The organism is Sporolactobacillus sp. CQH2019 (genome assembly GCF_028765345.1).
Lineage (GTDB): Bacteria > Bacillota > Bacilli > Bacillales > Sporolactobacillaceae > Sporolactobacillus.
Genome location: NZ_JARAJZ010000008.1, coordinates 123,849 through 140,728 on the forward strand (window position 1 = coordinate 123,849; position 16,880 = coordinate 140,728).

Annotated in this window: 16 protein-coding genes; 12 read left to right on the forward strand and 4 right to left on the reverse strand. The window is 50.4% G+C overall.

Annotation, left to right across the window (positions count from 1 at the left end):
• Nucleotides 1–9: 9 nt before the first annotated feature.
• The 8 genes from OYT88_RS12820 to OYT88_RS12855 all read left to right on the forward strand — a co-directional run bounded on the left by OYT88_RS12820 (nucleotide 10) and on the right by OYT88_RS12855 (nucleotide 9,407).
• Nucleotides 10–204: an alpha/beta-type small acid-soluble spore protein gene (locus tag OYT88_RS12820; protein WP_274400544.1), complete on the forward strand. Its 195-nt coding sequence runs from the start codon at nucleotides 10–12 to the stop codon at nucleotides 202–204.
• 184 nt (nucleotides 205–388) lie between these two features.
• Nucleotides 389–1,225, forward strand: coding sequence for a Cof-type HAD-IIB family hydrolase (locus tag OYT88_RS12825; RefSeq protein ID WP_274400546.1), 837 nt, complete (start codon nucleotides 389–391; stop codon nucleotides 1,223–1,225).
• Nucleotides 1,226–1,557: 332 nt separating this feature from the next.
• Nucleotides 1,558–2,790, forward strand: a complete 1,233-nt coding sequence (locus tag OYT88_RS12830) for a metallophosphoesterase family protein (RefSeq protein WP_274400547.1) — start codon at nucleotides 1,558–1,560, stop codon at nucleotides 2,788–2,790.
• Nucleotides 2,791–2,894: 104 nt separating this feature from the next.
• Nucleotides 2,895–5,714 (forward strand): ATP-binding protein, encoded by a 2,820-nt coding sequence (locus tag OYT88_RS12835; protein WP_274400549.1) that lies wholly within the window; start codon nucleotides 2,895–2,897, stop codon nucleotides 5,712–5,714.
• 139 nt (nucleotides 5,715–5,853) lie between these two features.
• A complete protein-coding gene (locus OYT88_RS12840; protein ID WP_274400551.1) occupies nucleotides 5,854–6,531 on the forward strand; it encodes a response regulator transcription factor in 678 nt (225 codons plus the stop codon).
• Nucleotides 6,531–7,913 carry a HAMP domain-containing sensor histidine kinase gene (locus tag OYT88_RS12845; RefSeq protein WP_274400553.1) on the forward strand — a complete coding sequence of 461 codons (1,383 nt, stop codon included), beginning with the start codon at nucleotides 6,531–6,533 and terminating at the stop codon, nucleotides 7,911–7,913. Before OYT88_RS12840 ends, OYT88_RS12845 begins: the two co-directional genes overlap by 1 nt.
• Nucleotides 7,914–8,010: 97 nt before the next feature.
• Nucleotides 8,011–9,006: a 3'-5' exoribonuclease YhaM gene (gene yhaM / locus OYT88_RS12850; protein WP_443029759.1), complete on the forward strand. Its 996-nt coding sequence runs from the start codon at nucleotides 8,011–8,013 to the stop codon at nucleotides 9,004–9,006.
• Between the two features lie 107 nt (nucleotides 9,007–9,113).
• Nucleotides 9,114–9,407 carry a sporulation YhaL family protein gene (locus tag OYT88_RS12855; RefSeq protein WP_274400557.1) on the forward strand — a complete coding sequence of 98 codons (294 nt, stop codon included), beginning with the start codon at nucleotides 9,114–9,116 and terminating at the stop codon, nucleotides 9,405–9,407.
• Nucleotides 9,408–9,547: 140 nt separating this feature from the next.
• Here OYT88_RS12855 and OYT88_RS12860 read toward each other — a convergent pair whose 3' ends face one another.
• Nucleotides 9,548–10,438 carry a peptidylprolyl isomerase gene (locus OYT88_RS12860; protein WP_274400558.1) on the reverse strand — a complete coding sequence of 297 codons (891 nt, stop codon included), beginning with the start codon at nucleotides 10,436–10,438 and terminating at the stop codon, nucleotides 9,548–9,550.
• A 393-nt stretch (nucleotides 10,439–10,831) separates the two neighbouring features.
• Here OYT88_RS12860 and OYT88_RS12865 point away from each other — a divergent pair, with 393 nt between their 5' ends.
• Nucleotides 10,832–11,437 (forward strand): YpmS family protein, encoded by a 606-nt coding sequence (locus tag OYT88_RS12865; RefSeq protein ID WP_274400559.1) that lies wholly within the window; start codon nucleotides 10,832–10,834, stop codon nucleotides 11,435–11,437.
• 137 nt (nucleotides 11,438–11,574) lie between these two features.
• Entirely contained in the window at nucleotides 11,575–12,807 is a 1,233-nt protein-coding gene (locus OYT88_RS12870; RefSeq protein WP_274400561.1) for an aminopeptidase, read from the forward strand.
• A 192-nt stretch (nucleotides 12,808–12,999) separates the two neighbouring features.
• Here OYT88_RS12870 and OYT88_RS12875 read toward each other — a convergent pair whose 3' ends face one another.
• The 3 genes from OYT88_RS12875 to OYT88_RS12885 all read right to left on the reverse strand — a co-directional run bounded on the left by OYT88_RS12875 (nucleotide 13,000) and on the right by OYT88_RS12885 (nucleotide 14,668).
• Nucleotides 13,000–13,404 (reverse strand): YtxH domain-containing protein, encoded by a 405-nt coding sequence (locus OYT88_RS12875; protein ID WP_274400563.1) that lies wholly within the window; start codon nucleotides 13,402–13,404, stop codon nucleotides 13,000–13,002.
• 161 nt (nucleotides 13,405–13,565) lie between these two features.
• The gene (locus OYT88_RS12880) at nucleotides 13,566–14,108 is read right to left on the reverse strand and encodes a tryptophan transporter (protein WP_274400564.1); all 543 of its coding nucleotides are present in this window, start codon (nucleotides 14,106–14,108) and stop codon (nucleotides 13,566–13,568) included.
• Nucleotides 14,109–14,230: 122 nt separating this feature from the next.
• The gene (locus tag OYT88_RS12885; RefSeq protein WP_274400565.1) at nucleotides 14,231–14,668 is read right to left on the reverse strand and encodes an HIT family protein; all 438 of its coding nucleotides are present in this window, start codon (nucleotides 14,666–14,668) and stop codon (nucleotides 14,231–14,233) included.
• A 222-nt stretch (nucleotides 14,669–14,890) separates the two neighbouring features.
• Between OYT88_RS12885 and OYT88_RS12890 the strand changes: the two genes are divergently transcribed.
• Entirely contained in the window at nucleotides 14,891–15,643 is a 753-nt protein-coding gene (locus tag OYT88_RS12890) for an ABC transporter ATP-binding protein (protein ID WP_274400566.1), read from the forward strand.
• Nucleotides 15,631–16,851, forward strand: a complete 1,221-nt coding sequence (locus OYT88_RS12895) for an ABC transporter permease (RefSeq protein ID WP_274400567.1) — start codon at nucleotides 15,631–15,633, stop codon at nucleotides 16,849–16,851. Before OYT88_RS12890 ends, OYT88_RS12895 begins: the two co-directional genes overlap by 13 nt.
• Nucleotides 16,852–16,880: the final 29 nt, after the last annotated feature.

Sequence of the window (16,880 nt, forward strand, 5' to 3'; positions counted from 1 at the left end):
GTGAGACACATGGCAAATTCAAATCAATTAGTTGTGCCGGGTGTACAGCAGGCGCTTGATCAGCTGAAAGTGGAAATTGCCCGCGAATTCGGCGTCAGCCTCGGGGCCGATACGACTTCCAGAGCGAACGGCTCGGTTGGGGGAGAAATTACCAAACGTCTGGTCGCTCAGGCTCAGTCTCAATTCGGCGGCTATCAGAAATAAGCAATGAAACGGTTAGAGGAAATATACGGAAGGGCGGCTGTCAAGCCGCTCTTTTTGTGCCAGAAAAGCATGGGGTGGTCTGAGCCGGGAAATCCTTCCCGGGTCTTGTTCTATTCGGCCGGTGCGCTTCATATGTTTAGAACAGGAATAAGGGATATTCTGGATTCCAAAAAGGGGGAGGACCTTGGTATATCGCTTACTGGCATTGGACATCGATGGAACCCTTCTGAACAACAGCAACAGACTGGACCGGCGCACAAAAGATGCCGTTCAGTACGCCCGGAAAAAAGGTGTTGTCGTTACCCTTGTTTCCGAACGCCATTTTCACTCAGCAGCAAAAGTGGCCCGTTTACTCAGACTGACTCATCCGATTATTACGCATAATGGGGCCTTCGTGTCTTCCTCAATGGATAACCCGGTCTACACAAGCAAAATCGAACATAGCGTCCTGCTGCAGCTTGTTGAATTTCTGGAAACCTATCCGTGTCAGATTCAGGTTTCTCACGAACGGCTGTCGATCAGCAACAGGCCGCGTCAGAAAAATCTGATCGCCAAAATGACGATCGGCATGAATGAGCCGCTGTTTTATCCGGTGACCTACGTGGATACACTCAGCCAGTATCTTTTAGAGAATTATGAGAGTGCGACGGATGTAAAAGTCAAATTGAAAGATGAGAAAGTGATGAACGACATCGAACAAGCAATAGACGATTATTTTCCTTCGCTCGCAGTCAGCAGGCCGTCGATTCACGACATCACACTGGTGCGCCAGGGAACGTCAAAGTTTAACGGGCTGCTTTTCTTTGCCGGGCAGCTTGGCATTCCTCTTCATGAAATTGTGGCGGTCGGCGACGGTCCGGAAGATGCGGAAATGATTGAAAAAGCAGGGCTCGGCGTTGCGATGAGGAATGCCTCTCCCGATGTGAAAGCAAAAGCGGACTGGGTGACACGGACAAATGAAATGGACGGTGTCGCTTACGTGGTCAGGGAAGTGTTTCGGAAACAGCTGCGCGTTCACTGACAGGGGCCTGACCACCCATAAAGGCTGGAGCACGTTCGCCGTCACCGGGATTTCCGTCTGAAGAGGGCGCCGTAAATCCGGATCAGAAAATGAAGGGAGCGGACGGGTGAAGCGAAGAACGAAACCGATCACTTAACGGGCTTGCCCCACAGTCGACTTTTCGGCTGCAGGGCAAGCCCGTTAACGTTGATCCATCCATTTTATCCGATCCTAGAAAGGGCAGAGGATTCTTTTTAAGAATCATTCTCTTTCACATTATAAGAGAACGTGTGATCGGTCGGAAGATATGCTAAAATATAAGACAAATACGAATGAAGGAGAGGGAGCATGATATGATTCGTTTCATTCATGCCGCCGACCTGCATCTGGACCGGCCTTTTGAAGGGCTTTCGGAACTCCCCGCGCCTCTGCATGCACGTGTGAAGACGAGCACGTTTACGGCTCTTGCGCGGCTGATCGACCGAACGCTGGCGGAAAAGGCGGACTTTTTGATTATTGCCGGCGATATTTTTGATGACAGCCATCGGAGCCTTAAGGCACAGAAACGATTTATTCAAGCCATGGAACGTCTTCAGGCGGCCGGAATTGAGGCATTTCTGGTGTTCGGAAATCATGACCACCTGGATGATCCGTGGAACCGGCTTGATTTTCCGGAAAACGTCCATGTTTTCCCGGCTTTTCCGACGATGATTCCGTACAGGACGCGGGACGGCCGGCTTGTCCATTTATATGGGTTCAGCTACGCTCAGCGCGGGGTGACCGAAGACATGGCCGCGAAATATGTCAGAAAAGACGGCGCCGATTATCAGATCGGCATTCTCCACGGTGCGGAGCGGACGGCTGCCGGCGATGATCGTTATGCCCCTTTTGCGATCGGGGAACTGGCGGAAAAAGCGTTTGACTATTGGGCTCTCGGCCATATCCACAAACGGCAGCAGCTCTCCCCGCCCCTGCCTATCTGGTATCCGGGCGATATCCAGGGACTGTCCGTAAAGGAAACAGGGGAAAAAGGAGCGCTGCTTGTCGAATTGGACGAGCAGGGATCCCGTGTCCGTTTCATTCCCACAGCCGATATTTTGTGGAAAAGGCAGGAAATCGTTTTAAAAGGTCCGGTCACGGCCGAAAATCTGGGAAAAGCAATTGACCGTGCCAAGGAAGAAGTACGCAGCGGCCAATACGGTGTTTTTCTGACAACGGATTTTTCTTTTTCCGATACAGATCAGGATCGGGACGAGCTGAGTGATCTGATTCAGGAATTTACTGAAGCGATGAACGACGGTGAAGAGGAACGGAATGATTTCGTCTGGCTGAACCCTGGCGAGATGCGGGTCGGAACGGACTGGAACCGTGAGGAGCTTCTGCGGAGCCCGCATTTTATCGGCGATCTCTTCAGGCTGATTGAAACGAACGGGGCCATGGAGGAAGCGGCCGCCCTCCTTTACAGCCATCATGCCGGCAGGCGCTTTCTCAGCCCGCCGACCGATGAAGAGAAGGAAAAAATCAAACGAGAAGCGGAGCGGCTGCTTGTTGAAAGGCTTCTTCCGGATGTCCGCAGAAAGAACTGACGAGAACGGCGCTGCAGAAAAAAGCGGAAACGCAAAGGAGCGTCTCGTCCGTCAGGGTTAAAGGAGGGTGCGGAGCGGCCTGGTAAAACAGAACCGCCGGACAAATGAAAATCAGAACATTGGACATCAACCAATTCGGCCGTTTTGAAAATCGGAAAATCATTTTGCCGGATTCTTCTTTCGTGATCGTCTATGGAAGGAACGAAGCGGGAAAATCAACGTTGATGCATTTTATGCTGGATACGCTGTTCGGATATCCTCAGAAAAATGCGCTGGTCAGGTGGCTGAGGAACAATGAGGAGAACCGTCTCGGCGGATCGCTGACTTTTCTCGGAGAAGACGGGCGCGAGTTCAGGCTTGAGAGAATGTTCAAAGAGAAAGCGTCTCCCCGCCTTTTTATCGGCAGCAGCGGAACGGGCGACGTGAATGCACTGTTTCACGGAGTGGACCGTTTGTTATATCAGAGCGTCTTTTGTTTCGACCTTGAGGGGCTGAAAGGCATCGAGAAAATGAAACCTTCCGATCTGAACGACTTCCTGCTTGGAGCAGGGATGATCGGGAGCCGGAAACTTGCGGAAGCGCAGCAGGAACTGGAAAAAAAGTGCAGCGCCCTCTTCAAAAAAGGCGGAAGAAATCCTGAAATCAATCATCTGCTGAACGAATTGGACAAGCTGCGGACCGAAATAAGGGACCATGAGAGAAAGCTGGAAGGTTTCAAGCAGATTGAGGAAGAAATCGATCGGACGGGCGGGAAAATCCGGCTGCTGGAGCAGAACAAAAAAGATGTCCTGCAGCGTCAGCGGGAATGGGCCGCATTCTCCGCGATCCGGCCGGTTATCGTCAGTTACCGCGCGCTGGAGAATGAAATCAAAAGTATGGGGGACATCGCCCGTTTCCCGGAAGACGGCAAGATTCAATATAATGACTGGCGCAGGCAGATCGCCGCTGCGGAGGACGAAGCGGCCGGCCTCGCCGACCGGATCGATCAGCTGGACGAATCGATCCGGTCGATTCGCGTCGATGATGCGTGGTTTTCCGAAGAAGGAAATCTGACGGCGCTGTTTCGCGAAGCAGTAAAAGACGAACAGAATCTGAGAGAGACAGCCCTGCTGGAGGATGACCGGCGGAAAAATCAGAATGAATACGCGGGTGTACTGAAGAATCTCGGGCCCGGCTGGGATGCGGATAAATTGCGCGGAGCTTCTGCGAACCTTGCCTTCAAACGCCGCCTGCAGGAAAAAACAGAGCGATTGAAGGAATCGGCGGAGGAGAAATCCGCCGCTTTCCGGAATCTTGAGGAGCGGGAAGCAGAGGTCCTGCAGCTGAAGAAACGTCTGGAAGAGCTGAAAGGCGGACATAGGGAAGAGAACGGAGGAGCGCAGAAACGGGAAGACCGGACCGGGGCAGGCCCGTTTTCCGCTTCGGTGATCGTTCCCGCATTTTTAGCGACGGTCTTAGCGGCGGTACTCTCTTATTTTCTGATCGCGCCGGCTGCGGCTGTTCTCGTTTTTCTGTTCGGGCTGCTGCTCGGCGGCCTGTTTCTTTACACTTCCCGGCTTGCGCTGCGGCGCGCCGTTCGGCCGTCCGCCGGGGCGGAAACGGAAGCGGCCGTTGATCGTCGTTATGAAGCGGAAATGAGTTTTACGCGTGAACAAATTGTCAAGACTGAGAAGGCCTGTGAGCAGGCGCGTTCGGCCGCCGGGGATCTTGAAAAAAGTCTGGGCGAAGAAAGACGCCTGTTTCAGGAATGGCTGGCTGCGAACGGCTACAGCGTTGAGCGGACGGAGTGGGCCGCGGATATTGTGCGGCTGGTTGATGAGGCGCGGACTGTTCTGAACAGGATAGAGGCGCTTGAAGCGCGCATCCGCGACAGGCGTAAGGAACACGAATCGTTTGAACGGGAGAGGCAGCGGCTCGCGGAGATTCTTCATGTGCCGGGAGGAAATGCCGCTTTTATCGAAAAACGATACAATACGGAGAAAGAAAGGCAGCAGCAGGCCCGGGATCTGAAGAAGCAGAGGGATATTTATCTGAAACAGGCACAAATACTGAAAAAAAAGCTGGATCGTTTTTACGGAGAGCGGGATCGGCTGCTTGAACGCACCGGCGCCGCCGATGAACAGCAATTTTTTGCGCTCGCCGATCGCTCTGATCGGTTCCGGAAACTGATAGAAAAAAGAGATGATCGGCTGATCCATATGCGCGAACTGGCTGAGAATGAAGAAAATCTGCGGCGCTATTTTCACGATCTCGATGCAGGCAGGTGGGACGGAGTCACGGAAGATGCGCTCAAAAACCGTCTGGCGGATCTGGAGGAAGGGCTGCAAAAGGCCAGAGAATATGTGATCCAGAAACAGACAGAGTACCGGAGTGCGGCCGATGACGATTCTTACCGCGACGCACTGGATCGTTATCATTCACTGCTGGCCGAAGTCAACGGCAAAGCAAGGGAATGGACCGTCTTCCGGATGGCCGAATGGGCAATAGCCAGAACTAAGGACAGTTACCGGAAACAGAGGCTGCCTAAAGTCCTGAAAGAAGCCGAACGCTATTTTAAACAGGTGACGGACGGGGCCTATATTTCCCTTAATCTCAATGATGACGACGGGTTCGTCGCAGAACGCAGGGACGGCCGGATCTTTCTGGCCGGCGAACTGAGCAGGGGAACCGCCGAACAGTTATATTTGTCGCTTCGCCTGGCTTTGACGGATGTTTTTGACGGCGGCGAATCGCTGCCCCTGATCATTGATGAAGGGTTTGTCAATTTTGACCGCCCGAGGGCCGAGCGTGTTTATTCGCTGCTGAAAAAAATATCGGACCGGCGCCAGGTGATCCTTTTCACCTGCCACGATTCGGCCTTTCTGAAGGATCACCCTTCCTGCGTTCTTTCACTTTCCGGACAGAGCCGGCAGACGGCCGTCTGAATGAGCCGCACGGCGTACAAGAGTCCGGCACTCGTGTCCGGGAATAATGAAAATTGTTTCATTTATCACGCGCTGTAAGGCCTCATGGTATAATAAATGGACAGTATGGGAATTTTGAACGAAATAAGGATGAGTGTATATGAGCGGAACTGTCTTTCAAATTAATCTTGTCGAAGATGAAGAAAGCCTTGCTTCCATTCTGAAGGTTTATATGGAAAGGGAAGGATGGAATGTTTCCGTTTTTCGGACAGGCGAGGAAGCGATCAAATTCCTGCATAACGGCGTGCATCTCTGGATTCTTGATATTATGCTTCCGGGAATGTCCGGCTATGATCTGATCCGGAAGATTAAGGAAAATCATTCAGAACAGCCCGTCATTTTTATTTCAGCCAGAGATCAGGATCTTGACAAAATTATCGGGCTGGAACTCGGCAGCGACGACTACCTGGCCAAGCCTTTTCTGCCCAAAGAGCTGGTGATTCGCGCTAAAAAATTGTTGCACCGTGTTTACGGCGGCGGACTTCACGAAAATCTTCTGTCTATTTCCAAGTATCAGATCGATGTGGTCCGCCGAAAAGTTTTTGACGAAGAAAAATCGGTCATCGATCTGACGTCAAAGGAGTTCGATGTCCTGTTATATCTTGTCGAGAATGCCAACGTTGCTAAATCGCGAAGAGATATACTCAAAGAGGTATGGGGTGAGGATTATGTCGGATCGGATCGTGCAGTCGACGACGTGGTCCGGCGAATCCGCAGAAAACTGAGCCGCCTGTCCCTTGAAACAGTTTACGGCTCCGGGTACAGGGTCGTGTCCTAATGTTCAGATGGACATTGGCGAAGCGTATCTGGCTGTCGTTCGCTCTTCTTGTAATGATTATCGGCATCATTATGGTCGTCGTCTATCCTTACTCCATTCAAAGCGCTTTGAAAGAGGATTCTTATGAGACGATTGAGCAGGAGCAGCTGCAGAATGTGCTGCATCAGGATGCGGGAAACTACGGGGTGGACAACTCAGGCTCCGGTTTTCTGGATCGTCAGCAGGCGGTTAAATCGGTCGGCAACCTGCTGATTGATTCGAATTACCGCCAGATTCTCGGCAATTCGATTCCGGCTTCTGTTTTCAACGAGATGAAAGGCCATATCAAACAGCAGAAAGCGAGCATTCAGCGTTACGAACTGGTTTACCGCGGGTCGACGTTGTATTATGTCGTCAGACGGGTGAACGTCAATATGGAAACCGGTTATCTCATTTCCTATATGTGGAATACTTATACTAATGAACTGATGCATAAACTGTGGGCCAGGCTGATCTTTATCTTCGTCCTGACGGGCATTCTCGGTCTTTTTATCGCATTCTGGCTGGCACGCTATTTAAAACGTCCCCTGGATATACTGGGCAGCCGTTTCGAAGAGATTTCACGGCTGAACTGGGAAAAACCTTTTGAATGGAAAGGGGACTATGAATTTGAACGCCTTTCTTCGCAGTTTGAAAAAATGCGTCTGAATCTGATGCGGTACGACGAGTCGCAGAAAGTATTTCTCCAGCAGGCGTCTCACGAACTGAAGACGCCGATCATGGTCGTGCACAGCTACGCCCAGTCCGTAAAAGACGGGATTTATCCCAAAGGGGATCTGATGGATTCTATGGATGTCATTATCCATGAATCGGAACAGATGGAGAAAAGAGTCAGAAAGCTGCTCTACTTTACACGCTTTGATTCTCTTCGCGACCAGAAGATTCATTTTACGCGGATGGCTTTCGGCGATATTGCCCTGTTCATTAAGAAACGGCTGAAGACCCAGCGCCCGGATATCAGGATTCATGTCTCGGGAGAAGAAACGGCCGTGTGGGGAGATAAAGAACAGTGGCAGACCGTTTTCGAAAATCTGGTGGAGAACGGGCTGCGTTATGCGAAACAAAATATATGGGTGACCGCGGAGGAACGGAACGGCGAGACAATCATGGTTGTCGAGAACGACGGCCGGAAGATCCCCGAGAACGAAATGGAAGCGATGTTTGAACCCTTTAAAAAAGGGGAAAAAGGCCAGTTCGGTCTCGGCCTGGCCATTGTCAAACGTATTGTCCTGCATCATCGGGGCGGGATCAGAGTAGAAAACAGCGCGAACGGAGTGGCCTTTATAATCACTGTGCCCGCACCGCCGAAAGATAAACGCTTACCGCCCGCTCAGGCGGACTAGGTGATTCCTCGGCTCGGAGGGGAGCTTGCCGCCCGCCTTCGTGCGGATTGAACCGTCAGTATCCGGCTGCGGCCCACTTATGAAGGGAATGGGGAAATTGAAAGGAATTGCGTTTTATAAAGAAGGCGAGCATGTCCGCGACTACTTGCTGATTAAAACAGTAACAAGGGGAACGGCGAGCAATGGGAAACCCTTTCTCACCATTGTTTTGCAGGATAAGTCCGGAGATATTGAATCGAAACTGTGGGGAAGCACGTCGGAGGACGAGTCGAATTATATTCCCGGGGCAGTCGTATTGGCGGAAGGAGATATTACGACTTACCGGGGAAGAAATCAGTTTAAAATCCGCACAATCCGTCTCGCGGACGAGCATGATGCGGTTAAAAAATCCGAACTCGTGATGGCCGCCCCGCTTTCTGCGGAGGCTCTCGATGAAAAAGTGACCCAGTATCTTTTTGAGATTAAAAATCCGGTGATCCAGAGGCTGACGCGTGCGCTCCTGAAAAAACACCACCGTGCATTTTTTGAATATCCGGCGGCAACAAGCATTCATCATAATTTTCTTTCCGGCCTTGCCTACCATGTGTGCTGCATGCTGGACATGGCCAAGGCGATTGTCGGGCTTTATCCGGAAGTAAACCGCGATTTGCTTTATGCGGGCATCATTCTGCATGATATGGGCAAACTGAAGGAATTATCCGGCGTGACATCAACCAGCTACACGCTTCCGGGCAACCTGCTCGGCCACATTTCAATTATGATTGATGAAATCGGCAGAGCAGCCGGCGAGATGGGAATAGGCGATCGGGAAGAAGTGCTTCTTCTGCAGCATATGGTGCTCAGCCATCACGAGAATCCTGAGTGGGGCAGTCCTAAACCGCCGCTTTTCAAAGAGGCGGAAATTCTTCATATACTTGATGATCTGGATGCTAAAATGAACATCATGACACGGGCGATCCGGAAAACGCGGCCGGGAGAATTCTCAGAGCGCGTCTTTGCGCTGAACAACCGTTCGCTGTATCGCCCGTCCTTTGATCGGGACGACGGAAATGAGACCTCTGCCCTTTCGTCCGGTTTAGAGCACAAACAGTGACAGATTGTACTATTTGTGCGGGCCTGTGCATAAAAATAGAGTACAAGACGTCATCCGGAAGATTCGGATGACCGGAAAACTTGAAATTGTGCAGAGGAGGTCGGAAAATGAAACAGGCAAGACGTTCTCTATATGCCGTTGTCCTGCTGTTCATGCTGTTTATGATGCAGCAGCTCGGTTTGATTGATCCGATTCTTTCCGGAATTGAAAGTGTGCCCTGGTGGGTATATCTGTTAATCGCCGGTATTCTGTTCAGCGGTTACCGGGCATTTTCCATTTCCCGAGAAGATAAGGAACTCGATGACGAATGGGTCGAGAAGCAGGGAAACATTTATATGAAAAGGATAGAGGCGGAAAAAGAACGGCGCGATCGCAACAAGGATCCGAAGGCGATGCTTTGACGAGCGGGGGGCTTTCGGATTTTTTTTCGACTGAAGCCGCTGATGATTCGCCCGGCTGGCCGGGCCAAGGAAAAACGATCCTGAAAAAAAGCCGCTGACGGTTAATTACCGTTTCAGCGGCTGCTTTTTTTTTGTTCACATTATTGTGCGGTTGAGGATGATGAAGTCGTCGTTGAATTGAACAAGTTCGAGAAAGATTTGTCTTTGACCTGAACGTCGGCATTTTTAATCAGTGTCTGCATTACTTCACTCTGGGACTTTTCTTTACTTGTCAGATAAGCGGATTTGACTTCCGACTTAATCTGATTGTAGGCATCTTTTTTCCCTTCCAGTTTGATGATGTGATAGCCGCCGTCCGTCTTCGAATAGACAGGACTGCTGATCTCGCCGACTTTTAATTTCAGCGCGGCAGTGCTGAACTCAGAAACCATCGACGACGCCTGGAACCAGCCAAGCTCGCCGCCCTTCGAGTTTGTCCCCGTATCGGTTGAATACTTCTTGGCGAGTGCAGCAAAGTCGCCTCCCTTTTTCAACTGCTGGACAATAGACTGCGCTGTTTTCTGATCCTTGACCAAAATATGGCTTGCTTTCAGCTGAGTCAGCGAGGCCTTATTTTTATTATAATAGTCAACGAGATCTTTGTCGGTCACCTTGATGCCGGCCTGCTGTGCCTTGGTCATCATCAGGGAGTCTTTGATGTTGCGTTTGAACTGGCTGTCGGTCAATCCGTTCTGAGAGAGTGCCGTTTCAAAAGACTGCTTGTCGGAGAAAGATTTTAAAACCTGATTATACTTTGCATCGACTTCTTTTTGCGACACATTGTATTTGCTTGACAGCAATTTTTCATACACCAGGTTTTGAAGAATCTGGCTGCCGTTACTGCTTGTTTTCAGTTCATTGTAGAAATCCTGCTCTGTAATATTGCCGCTTTTAGTCTGGACGACAACGGCGCTGCCCAAACTGCTGTTCCCGCATGCCGCGAGACCGGAAAGGCCCAGCAATGCGGCAAGAACAATGATAAATTTCTTCACTGCGTCCACTCCTATTTGAATTAGTCCCTTCATTTACAAAATTTTCGAAGAGACTTATTTTAATCCGTCGCACCCGCCGCGAAAAACAGGTCGGCTGCTGAAAAGCATGTGCGCGGACTGCTTCCTGTTAACACTGTCCATTCTACCCGAAAGAAGGCCGGCTTGTCGAGGATATTCAATGATTCGTCCGTTCGGCTGATTCGAAAATATCGAGAATGGGTCAATAGCAAACGCTTCTGAAAAAATATAAAGATTTTGTCAATGCTCGGAAAGCACAAAGAAATGCGCTATGCTATAATTAATCAATTTGAAACGTATTTCCCTCTGATTTCTTGAAGATACTGCAAGAGGAGTCTAATCAAAGGGGCGCATGCATGGAAAGGAGCAGCTGCATTGATCGAGAAAAGGCAAACATTAAATGAAAAAAAGCGGAAAAATTTATGGAAAGCTGCTTTTTTTGCGTTGCTTTTCATTTTTTTACTATTTGTTTTGCTGCTTTTCAGCCTGCTGACGTCGGGATTCTCCGGCACATCGCAAACCGTCCCTTCGAGATTGACGGATGGACAGGCTATTTTCACCGTTCAGGCCAATAAGCGGCAGCTGCAGAATATGATTAATGATCAAATAAGCAGGAACGGGAACAACCGGCTGTCTTACCAAGTGGCGATCGGCAACCGGGTTGTTTTGAAGGGGACTTATAAACTGCTGTTTACGGGCATTCCGTTCACACTGACATTTGATCCCGTTGTCAGTCACGGAGCGATTATTTTGAAAGAATCCAATGTACGCGTCGGCAGCCTGGAACTTCCCGACAAAGAAGTCCTGAATTTCTTAAAAGTCAGCGCCGGCTTTCCGGACTGGGTTGTTTTCCAACCGGACAAGCAGCAGATTTATATTGATCTGTCGAAGATCAGCATACAGAACGGCCTCTATCTTCAGGCGGAGACCATCGATCTTCCAAAGAACGTCGTCGCTTTCACCGTTCATCAGAAGCCTTAAACATATCCGGATGGGTTATGAAACCGCTGTCCTTTTTGCGTATATTTATCGATAAAGTGATAAAATAATGTCGATACATTGGAATAAGGGGGGGCGGCCGTCTGTTTGTCAGTTCAATCATATGGAGGGCGGGAAAAATGAAAACTTTTGCACAGAAGCTGGAAAAATATGCTGATCTTGCCGTTAATGTCGGGGCAAATGTTCAGAGAGGGCAGGAAGTGATTATTAAGGCTCCGGTCGATGCGGCGGAACTCGTCAGGATCGTGACGGAGAAAGCTTATGAGGCAGGTGCAAAACGCGTTTTTTTTAACTGGACGGATGATCGGCTCGATCATTTGCGTTTAAAATATGCTGCTGAAGATGTGCTCCGTGATTATCCGGCATGGAAAGCGGCGGGTCTTGAAACCCTGGTGCAAAGGGGCGCGGCCTGCATCGACATCCGCACGCCGGGCATCGGCATTACTGACGGCATCGATCCGCACAAGTTGGCCGTCGATCAGCAGACGGAATGGAAAGCCTTGAATACGTACTATGATTACCGCATGTCTGATCGCGTCAGCTGGACGATCCTGATTTACCCGACCGTCAGGTGGGCGAAAAAGATGTTCCCCGGGAAAATAAGGGAACTTGCTATGAAAGACCTGTGGAATGTCATCTTTAAAATGACAAGAATCGATCTTGAAGATCCGATCCAGGCATGGAAGGATCATCAGAAAAATCTGGCAGACAAGCGGTCGGTGCTGAATCGAAAAAAATACCGCAAGCTGCATTATCAGGCGCCGGGTACGGATCTGGAGATCGCTTTTGATCCGGCTGCTCATTGGGACGGCGGTGCGTCGATTAACAGCCGCGGAACAAGATTCGTTGCCAATATTCCGACGGAAGAAGTATACACCCTCCCTATGAAGACAGGCGTCAATGGCACGGTGACCAGTACCAAACCATTAAATTACGGAGGAACATTGATTGAAAAACTGTCTCTGACGTTCCGGGACGGCCGGATTGTTCAGGCGAACGCTGAAAAGGGACAAGATGTAATCCGGCATCTGATCGACACGGATGAGGGCTCTCATTATCTCGGAGAGGTGGCGCTCGTGCCGAATGATTCCCCCATTTCCCAATCCGGCCTGATTTTTTATACGACGCTTTTTGATGAAAATGCTTCCTGCCATCTGGCTATCGGGAAAGCCTATCCGACTTGTCTCGACGGCGGTGCTGAAATGTCCGGGAAGGAGCTTGAGGCACACGGTGCGAATAACAGCCTGATTCACGTAGATTTTATGATCGGCTCAGGCCGGCTGAATATTGACGGCCAGACAGAGACAGGCGCATGGGAAGCTGTTTTTCGGAACGGTGTCTGGGCACTTTAATCTTTCTGCAGACTGTCCGCCGTCAGCCGGGGATCGCGCATTCAAGAGAATAAAAAACAGGAGACATCTCGCCGGTCGTTTTGCGACTTTGAGATGCCTCTTTTTAAAAATGGATGGACCGGCGGACCTCAAGATTCCGCGGATTCCTGTTCCGGACCGGATGATCGTGCTTGTTTCGGCAAGAGCTGTAAATTAAAGAGAAGGAGGTGTTTCTTCTTCGCCTGGCTTCTTTTCCGGTGCGTTGGACTTGAGTTTATTGCTCAGTTTTTCTTTTGCCGCTTCGAGCTGAACGACGTTATTTTTAATTTTTGTCAGATAGGGCTGGACGTCTTCCTTCCACCCTTTCAGCAGGTCGCCGATATCCGACATCGTCGATTTCAATACCGGCAGGCTCTCATCCTTCAATGATAAAACGCGGTCTTTGACTGTATTCAGATTGCTGGCGGCATCCTTGAGCGGCTGCTGAATAGAGGAAGCCTTCTGCCAAATATCATTTCTGACGTCCTCGCCCTTTTTCGGCGTTACGAGAAGTACAACCGTTCCGCCGACAAGTCCGCCGATTGCGGCTCCGATCGTATACGATATAAATTTTCCCATAGCGTTTCACCTCTTCAGATATCTAAACTTACTATTATTATAACCCAGCCGGATCCGATTATCACTCTGCCGGCACATTAAAAAACCCCGAAGCGGATTTTGACTGTCCCGCTTCGGGGGAGAAATTCACGATCTTGCGATTGCCGCCCTCACTCTGCCCGTCAGTTTAACGTTCTTCCGGTACGGAAAGCCGCGCTGCGCCCGGCGATTCGGCTAATGAGCGGAAAAAGAACGGCCGTCAGAACAGCATTTACAGCCGCTGTCGGAAGAACTAATACGACGAAAAGGCTGGTAAAGGTTGCGGGGTTCAATCCGGCCAGAAGAATCATCATCGAAAGGAACACTGCACCGCTCAGTGCCGTTCCTAAACCGGCCAGCACGATGCCCGCAATATATTTGGCAGGCCTTGAAAAGTAGTGCCCGGCGACTGAGAACAGAGGAAAAACAACTGCTGAGGTTACGAATTTGTCAATCACGCTCGGGAAAAATCCGCCCGGCATGTTTGTCGTCAATCCGGCCAGAATCCCGGCAACAAGGCCGATGACAAGAAAGCTTTTCCTGTCGGCAAAGAAATAAAGGGCAAGGAACAACATCACAAGCAGAAGATCGGCTTTCATTCCGAACAGAAGCCCGGGTACAACTGTGTGAAGGACTGTCCCGATTGCTAAAAATAAAGCGACAATGATTAAATTCTGAAGTTTCATGCTCATCTCTCCTCAAACTAAGCTGATCATCCCCGGCAGTACTCTTATGGTCTGCCGCAGGATTTTACTAAAAATATACACTTCTTTTTTTGAAAAAGCAAACTTATCAGAACCGGCCCGGATTATGCTTCCCTTATATTTTCAGCAATTGTTGCGGCGATGGCCGAGCGCTGTTCATTTGTGTAGTCTTCCGCGTGCGATTGAAAGCCGAACGTAAATGTATCTGTCTTGCCGTAGCGCGGAATGAGATGGATATGATAATGAAAAATACTCTGCCCCGCCAGAGTGCCGTTATTATTCAATAGATTCAGTCCTATCGGATGAAAAGCCCTGTTGATGGCGGCAGCGATGAGCGGAACACGGCGGAACAGTTCTGCGGCGACGTCCGGGCTCAGGTTAAAAATATCTTTTTGATGCACTTTCGGAATAATCAGCGTATGCCCTTTCGTAACCTGACTGAGATCGAGGAAGGCGTAGACGTCTTCATCCTCGTATACCTTTGCGCTCGGAATCTCGCCGTTAATAATTTTACAGAAAATGCAGTTTGATTCATCTGACATGTTGGCTCATCCCTTCTTTTTCTCATTTTAATCGTCTTGCGGCCTGCTAAAAGATCCCAATGAATTGTCTTCATTTTAACACATCTGAGGAAGGGGCTGCCTATAATCATCTCAAAGGATCAAGATTTCAGAACATTTACGGCCGGTGCTTTTTTTTGTTAGACTGGTAAAAGAAGAAAAGATTAAACTTATTCAAAGTAAATAAACGGCAGGTGTGAACACATGGATACAATCTTGACCGTGGAGCATCTCAGCGGCGGCTATTCGCGACAGCGCCCTGTGCTGCACGATGTTTCTTTTGAAATGAAAGCCGGCGAACTTGTCGGCCTGGTCGGCCTGAACGGAGCAGGCAAGAGCACGACAATCAAACATATTCTCGGCCTGCTTCAGCCGTTCGCGGGCGAAATCCGGGTCAACGGACGGACGATCCATGAGGACAAGCTCGCCTATCGGCAGAAAATGGCCTATGTCCCCGAGATGCCTGAACTGTATGAGCAGCTGACATTGGAAGAACATCTGAAACTGAGCGCAATGGCTTATCACCTTGACAGGAAGACCTATGAGGAACGGAGCGGCCGTCTGCTGGAACTCTTTCACATGGAGAAGAAGCAGCACTGGTTTCCGACTCATTTCTCGAAGGGCATGCGCCAGAAGGTGATGATCATGTGTGCCTTTCTGATTCGGCCGGAATTGTATATCGTCGATGAACCTTTTGTCGGCCTTGATCCGCTCGGAATCCAGTCTCTTCTCGATCTGATGGAGGATATGAAACGCCGCGGAGCGGCGATACTGATGTCGACTCATATCCTGTCGACGGCTGAACAGTACTGCGACCGGTTTATTATTCTTCACGAGGGCAGAATCGCCATTCAGGGAACGATCGATACAATCAGGCGCCGCTACGGCGACGACAGGGCATCGCTGCATGATATTTATCTGGCTGTGGCAAGGGGGAGGACAGAATGGCTGAACTGATCCGGCTTTGGCGCCGGCGCCGCGCCGACAATTTTCAAATGCAGCTGCGTTATTGGAATCTGATCGGCAAAAACAGCGGCCTGATGTTTGTTCTTTATGCGGCCGTCATTATCGGCGGGTTTTACTATAAACGCTGGCTTGACGTTCTGCCGCAAGCTTTTCCTGCGGCCCTGGCGGTGACCGCCGTTTTGTCCGTCCCTGCCGTCCGTTCGCCGATCCGCACATTTATGCAGCCTGCGGACAAGGTGTTCCTGCTTCCGGTTGAAGCGGAACTCGGCGGCTATTTCCGAATGAGCAGAATGTACAGCTTTATTTTTCAAAGCCTGTTTCTTATTTTTTTTCTGCTGATTTGCGCGCCGCTTTACGCCAAGAGTTCCGCCGGCGCCGCATCTTATTGGATTGTCGCCGCCGCGGCGATTGCAGTCAAGGGCTGGAACATCGACTGCCGCTGGCAGGAACAGTCGATCGACGGCACCGTGCCGCTGAAAATCATTCGTTTTGGGTTTTCATTCCTGTTTTTATACGGTTTTGCAGGCGGACTGAACCTGGCAGTGCCGGCCGTCTGTGCGGCTGCCATGCTGCTTTCCAGCATTTTCCTGTTCCGCCGTCCGTCCGGCCGCTCCCTCTTAAAATGGGATCGGGTCATCGATATGGATAATAAACAGGAAATGCAGTTTCTCCGCTTTGCCAACCTTTTTACAGACGTACCGCGCCTAAGGCACCGCGTCAAAGCAAGAAGGCTGATCAGTGCCCTTTTCCCTGTACGTTCATTTGACGAAGAAAGCGTCTACCGACAGCTGTTTATTAAGACATTTCTGCGCGCGGACGACTATTTCGGCATTTATCTAAGACTCACCGCAATCGGGGCGCTCGTCTGTTTTTTTGTCAATAACGGCTATTATACGGCGCTTGCAACGGCGGCGTTCGTTTATCTGACCGGTCTGCAGCTGCTGCCGCTGTGGTATCATCCCTTTCCGCAGGCGCTGGCCGGCCTGTATCCGATCGCCGGACGCCTCAGGAGAAGGAGTTTCCTCAAGCTTATCTTTTCACTGTTTGCGCTGCAGAGCCTGATTATGAGTCTCGCCGGTGCGCTCGGCAGCCGCAGCCCGATCGGGTTCCTGCTTTTTCTTGCTGCCGGAATGGCGGCCGGCTGGCTGTTCACCGTGGCCTATACCAAACAAAGGCTTGAGAAAGAAGACGTTCGCTAGAAGGCCGTCCGGTGATTCAGGGTCGATCG

Excerpts from the sequence above, each read along its gene's own strand:
- OYT88_RS12830 (WP_274400547.1), top strand. The coding sequence starts at position 1,558 with ATGATTCGTTTCATTCATGCCGCCGACCTGCATCTGGACCGGCCTTTT.
- OYT88_RS12880 (WP_274400564.1), bottom strand. The coding sequence starts at position 14,108 with ATGAAACTTCAGAATTTAATCATTGTCGCTTTATTTTTAGCAATCGGG.
- OYT88_RS12885 (WP_274400565.1), bottom strand. The coding sequence starts at position 14,668 with ATGTCAGATGAATCAAACTGCATTTTCTGTAAAATTATTAACGGCGAG.
- OYT88_RS12870 (WP_274400561.1), top strand. The coding sequence starts at position 11,575 with ATGAAAACTTTTGCACAGAAGCTGGAAAAATATGCTGATCTTGCCGTT.
- OYT88_RS12875 (WP_274400563.1), bottom strand. The coding sequence starts at position 13,404 with ATGGGAAAATTTATATCGTATACGATCGGAGCCGCAATCGGCGGACTT.
- OYT88_RS12835 (WP_274400549.1), top strand. The coding sequence starts at position 2,895 with ATGAAAATCAGAACATTGGACATCAACCAATTCGGCCGTTTTGAAAAT.
- OYT88_RS12840 (WP_274400551.1), top strand. The coding sequence starts at position 5,854 with ATGAGCGGAACTGTCTTTCAAATTAATCTTGTCGAAGATGAAGAAAGC.
- OYT88_RS12855 (WP_274400557.1), top strand. The coding sequence starts at position 9,114 with ATGAAACAGGCAAGACGTTCTCTATATGCCGTTGTCCTGCTGTTCATG.
- OYT88_RS12820 (WP_274400544.1), top strand. The coding sequence starts at position 10 with ATGGCAAATTCAAATCAATTAGTTGTGCCGGGTGTACAGCAGGCGCTT.
- OYT88_RS12890 (WP_274400566.1), top strand. The coding sequence starts at position 14,891 with ATGGATACAATCTTGACCGTGGAGCATCTCAGCGGCGGCTATTCGCGA.
- OYT88_RS12895 (WP_274400567.1), top strand. The coding sequence starts at position 15,631 with ATGGCTGAACTGATCCGGCTTTGGCGCCGGCGCCGCGCCGACAATTTT.
- OYT88_RS12845 (WP_274400553.1), top strand. The coding sequence starts at position 6,531 with ATGTTCAGATGGACATTGGCGAAGCGTATCTGGCTGTCGTTCGCTCTT.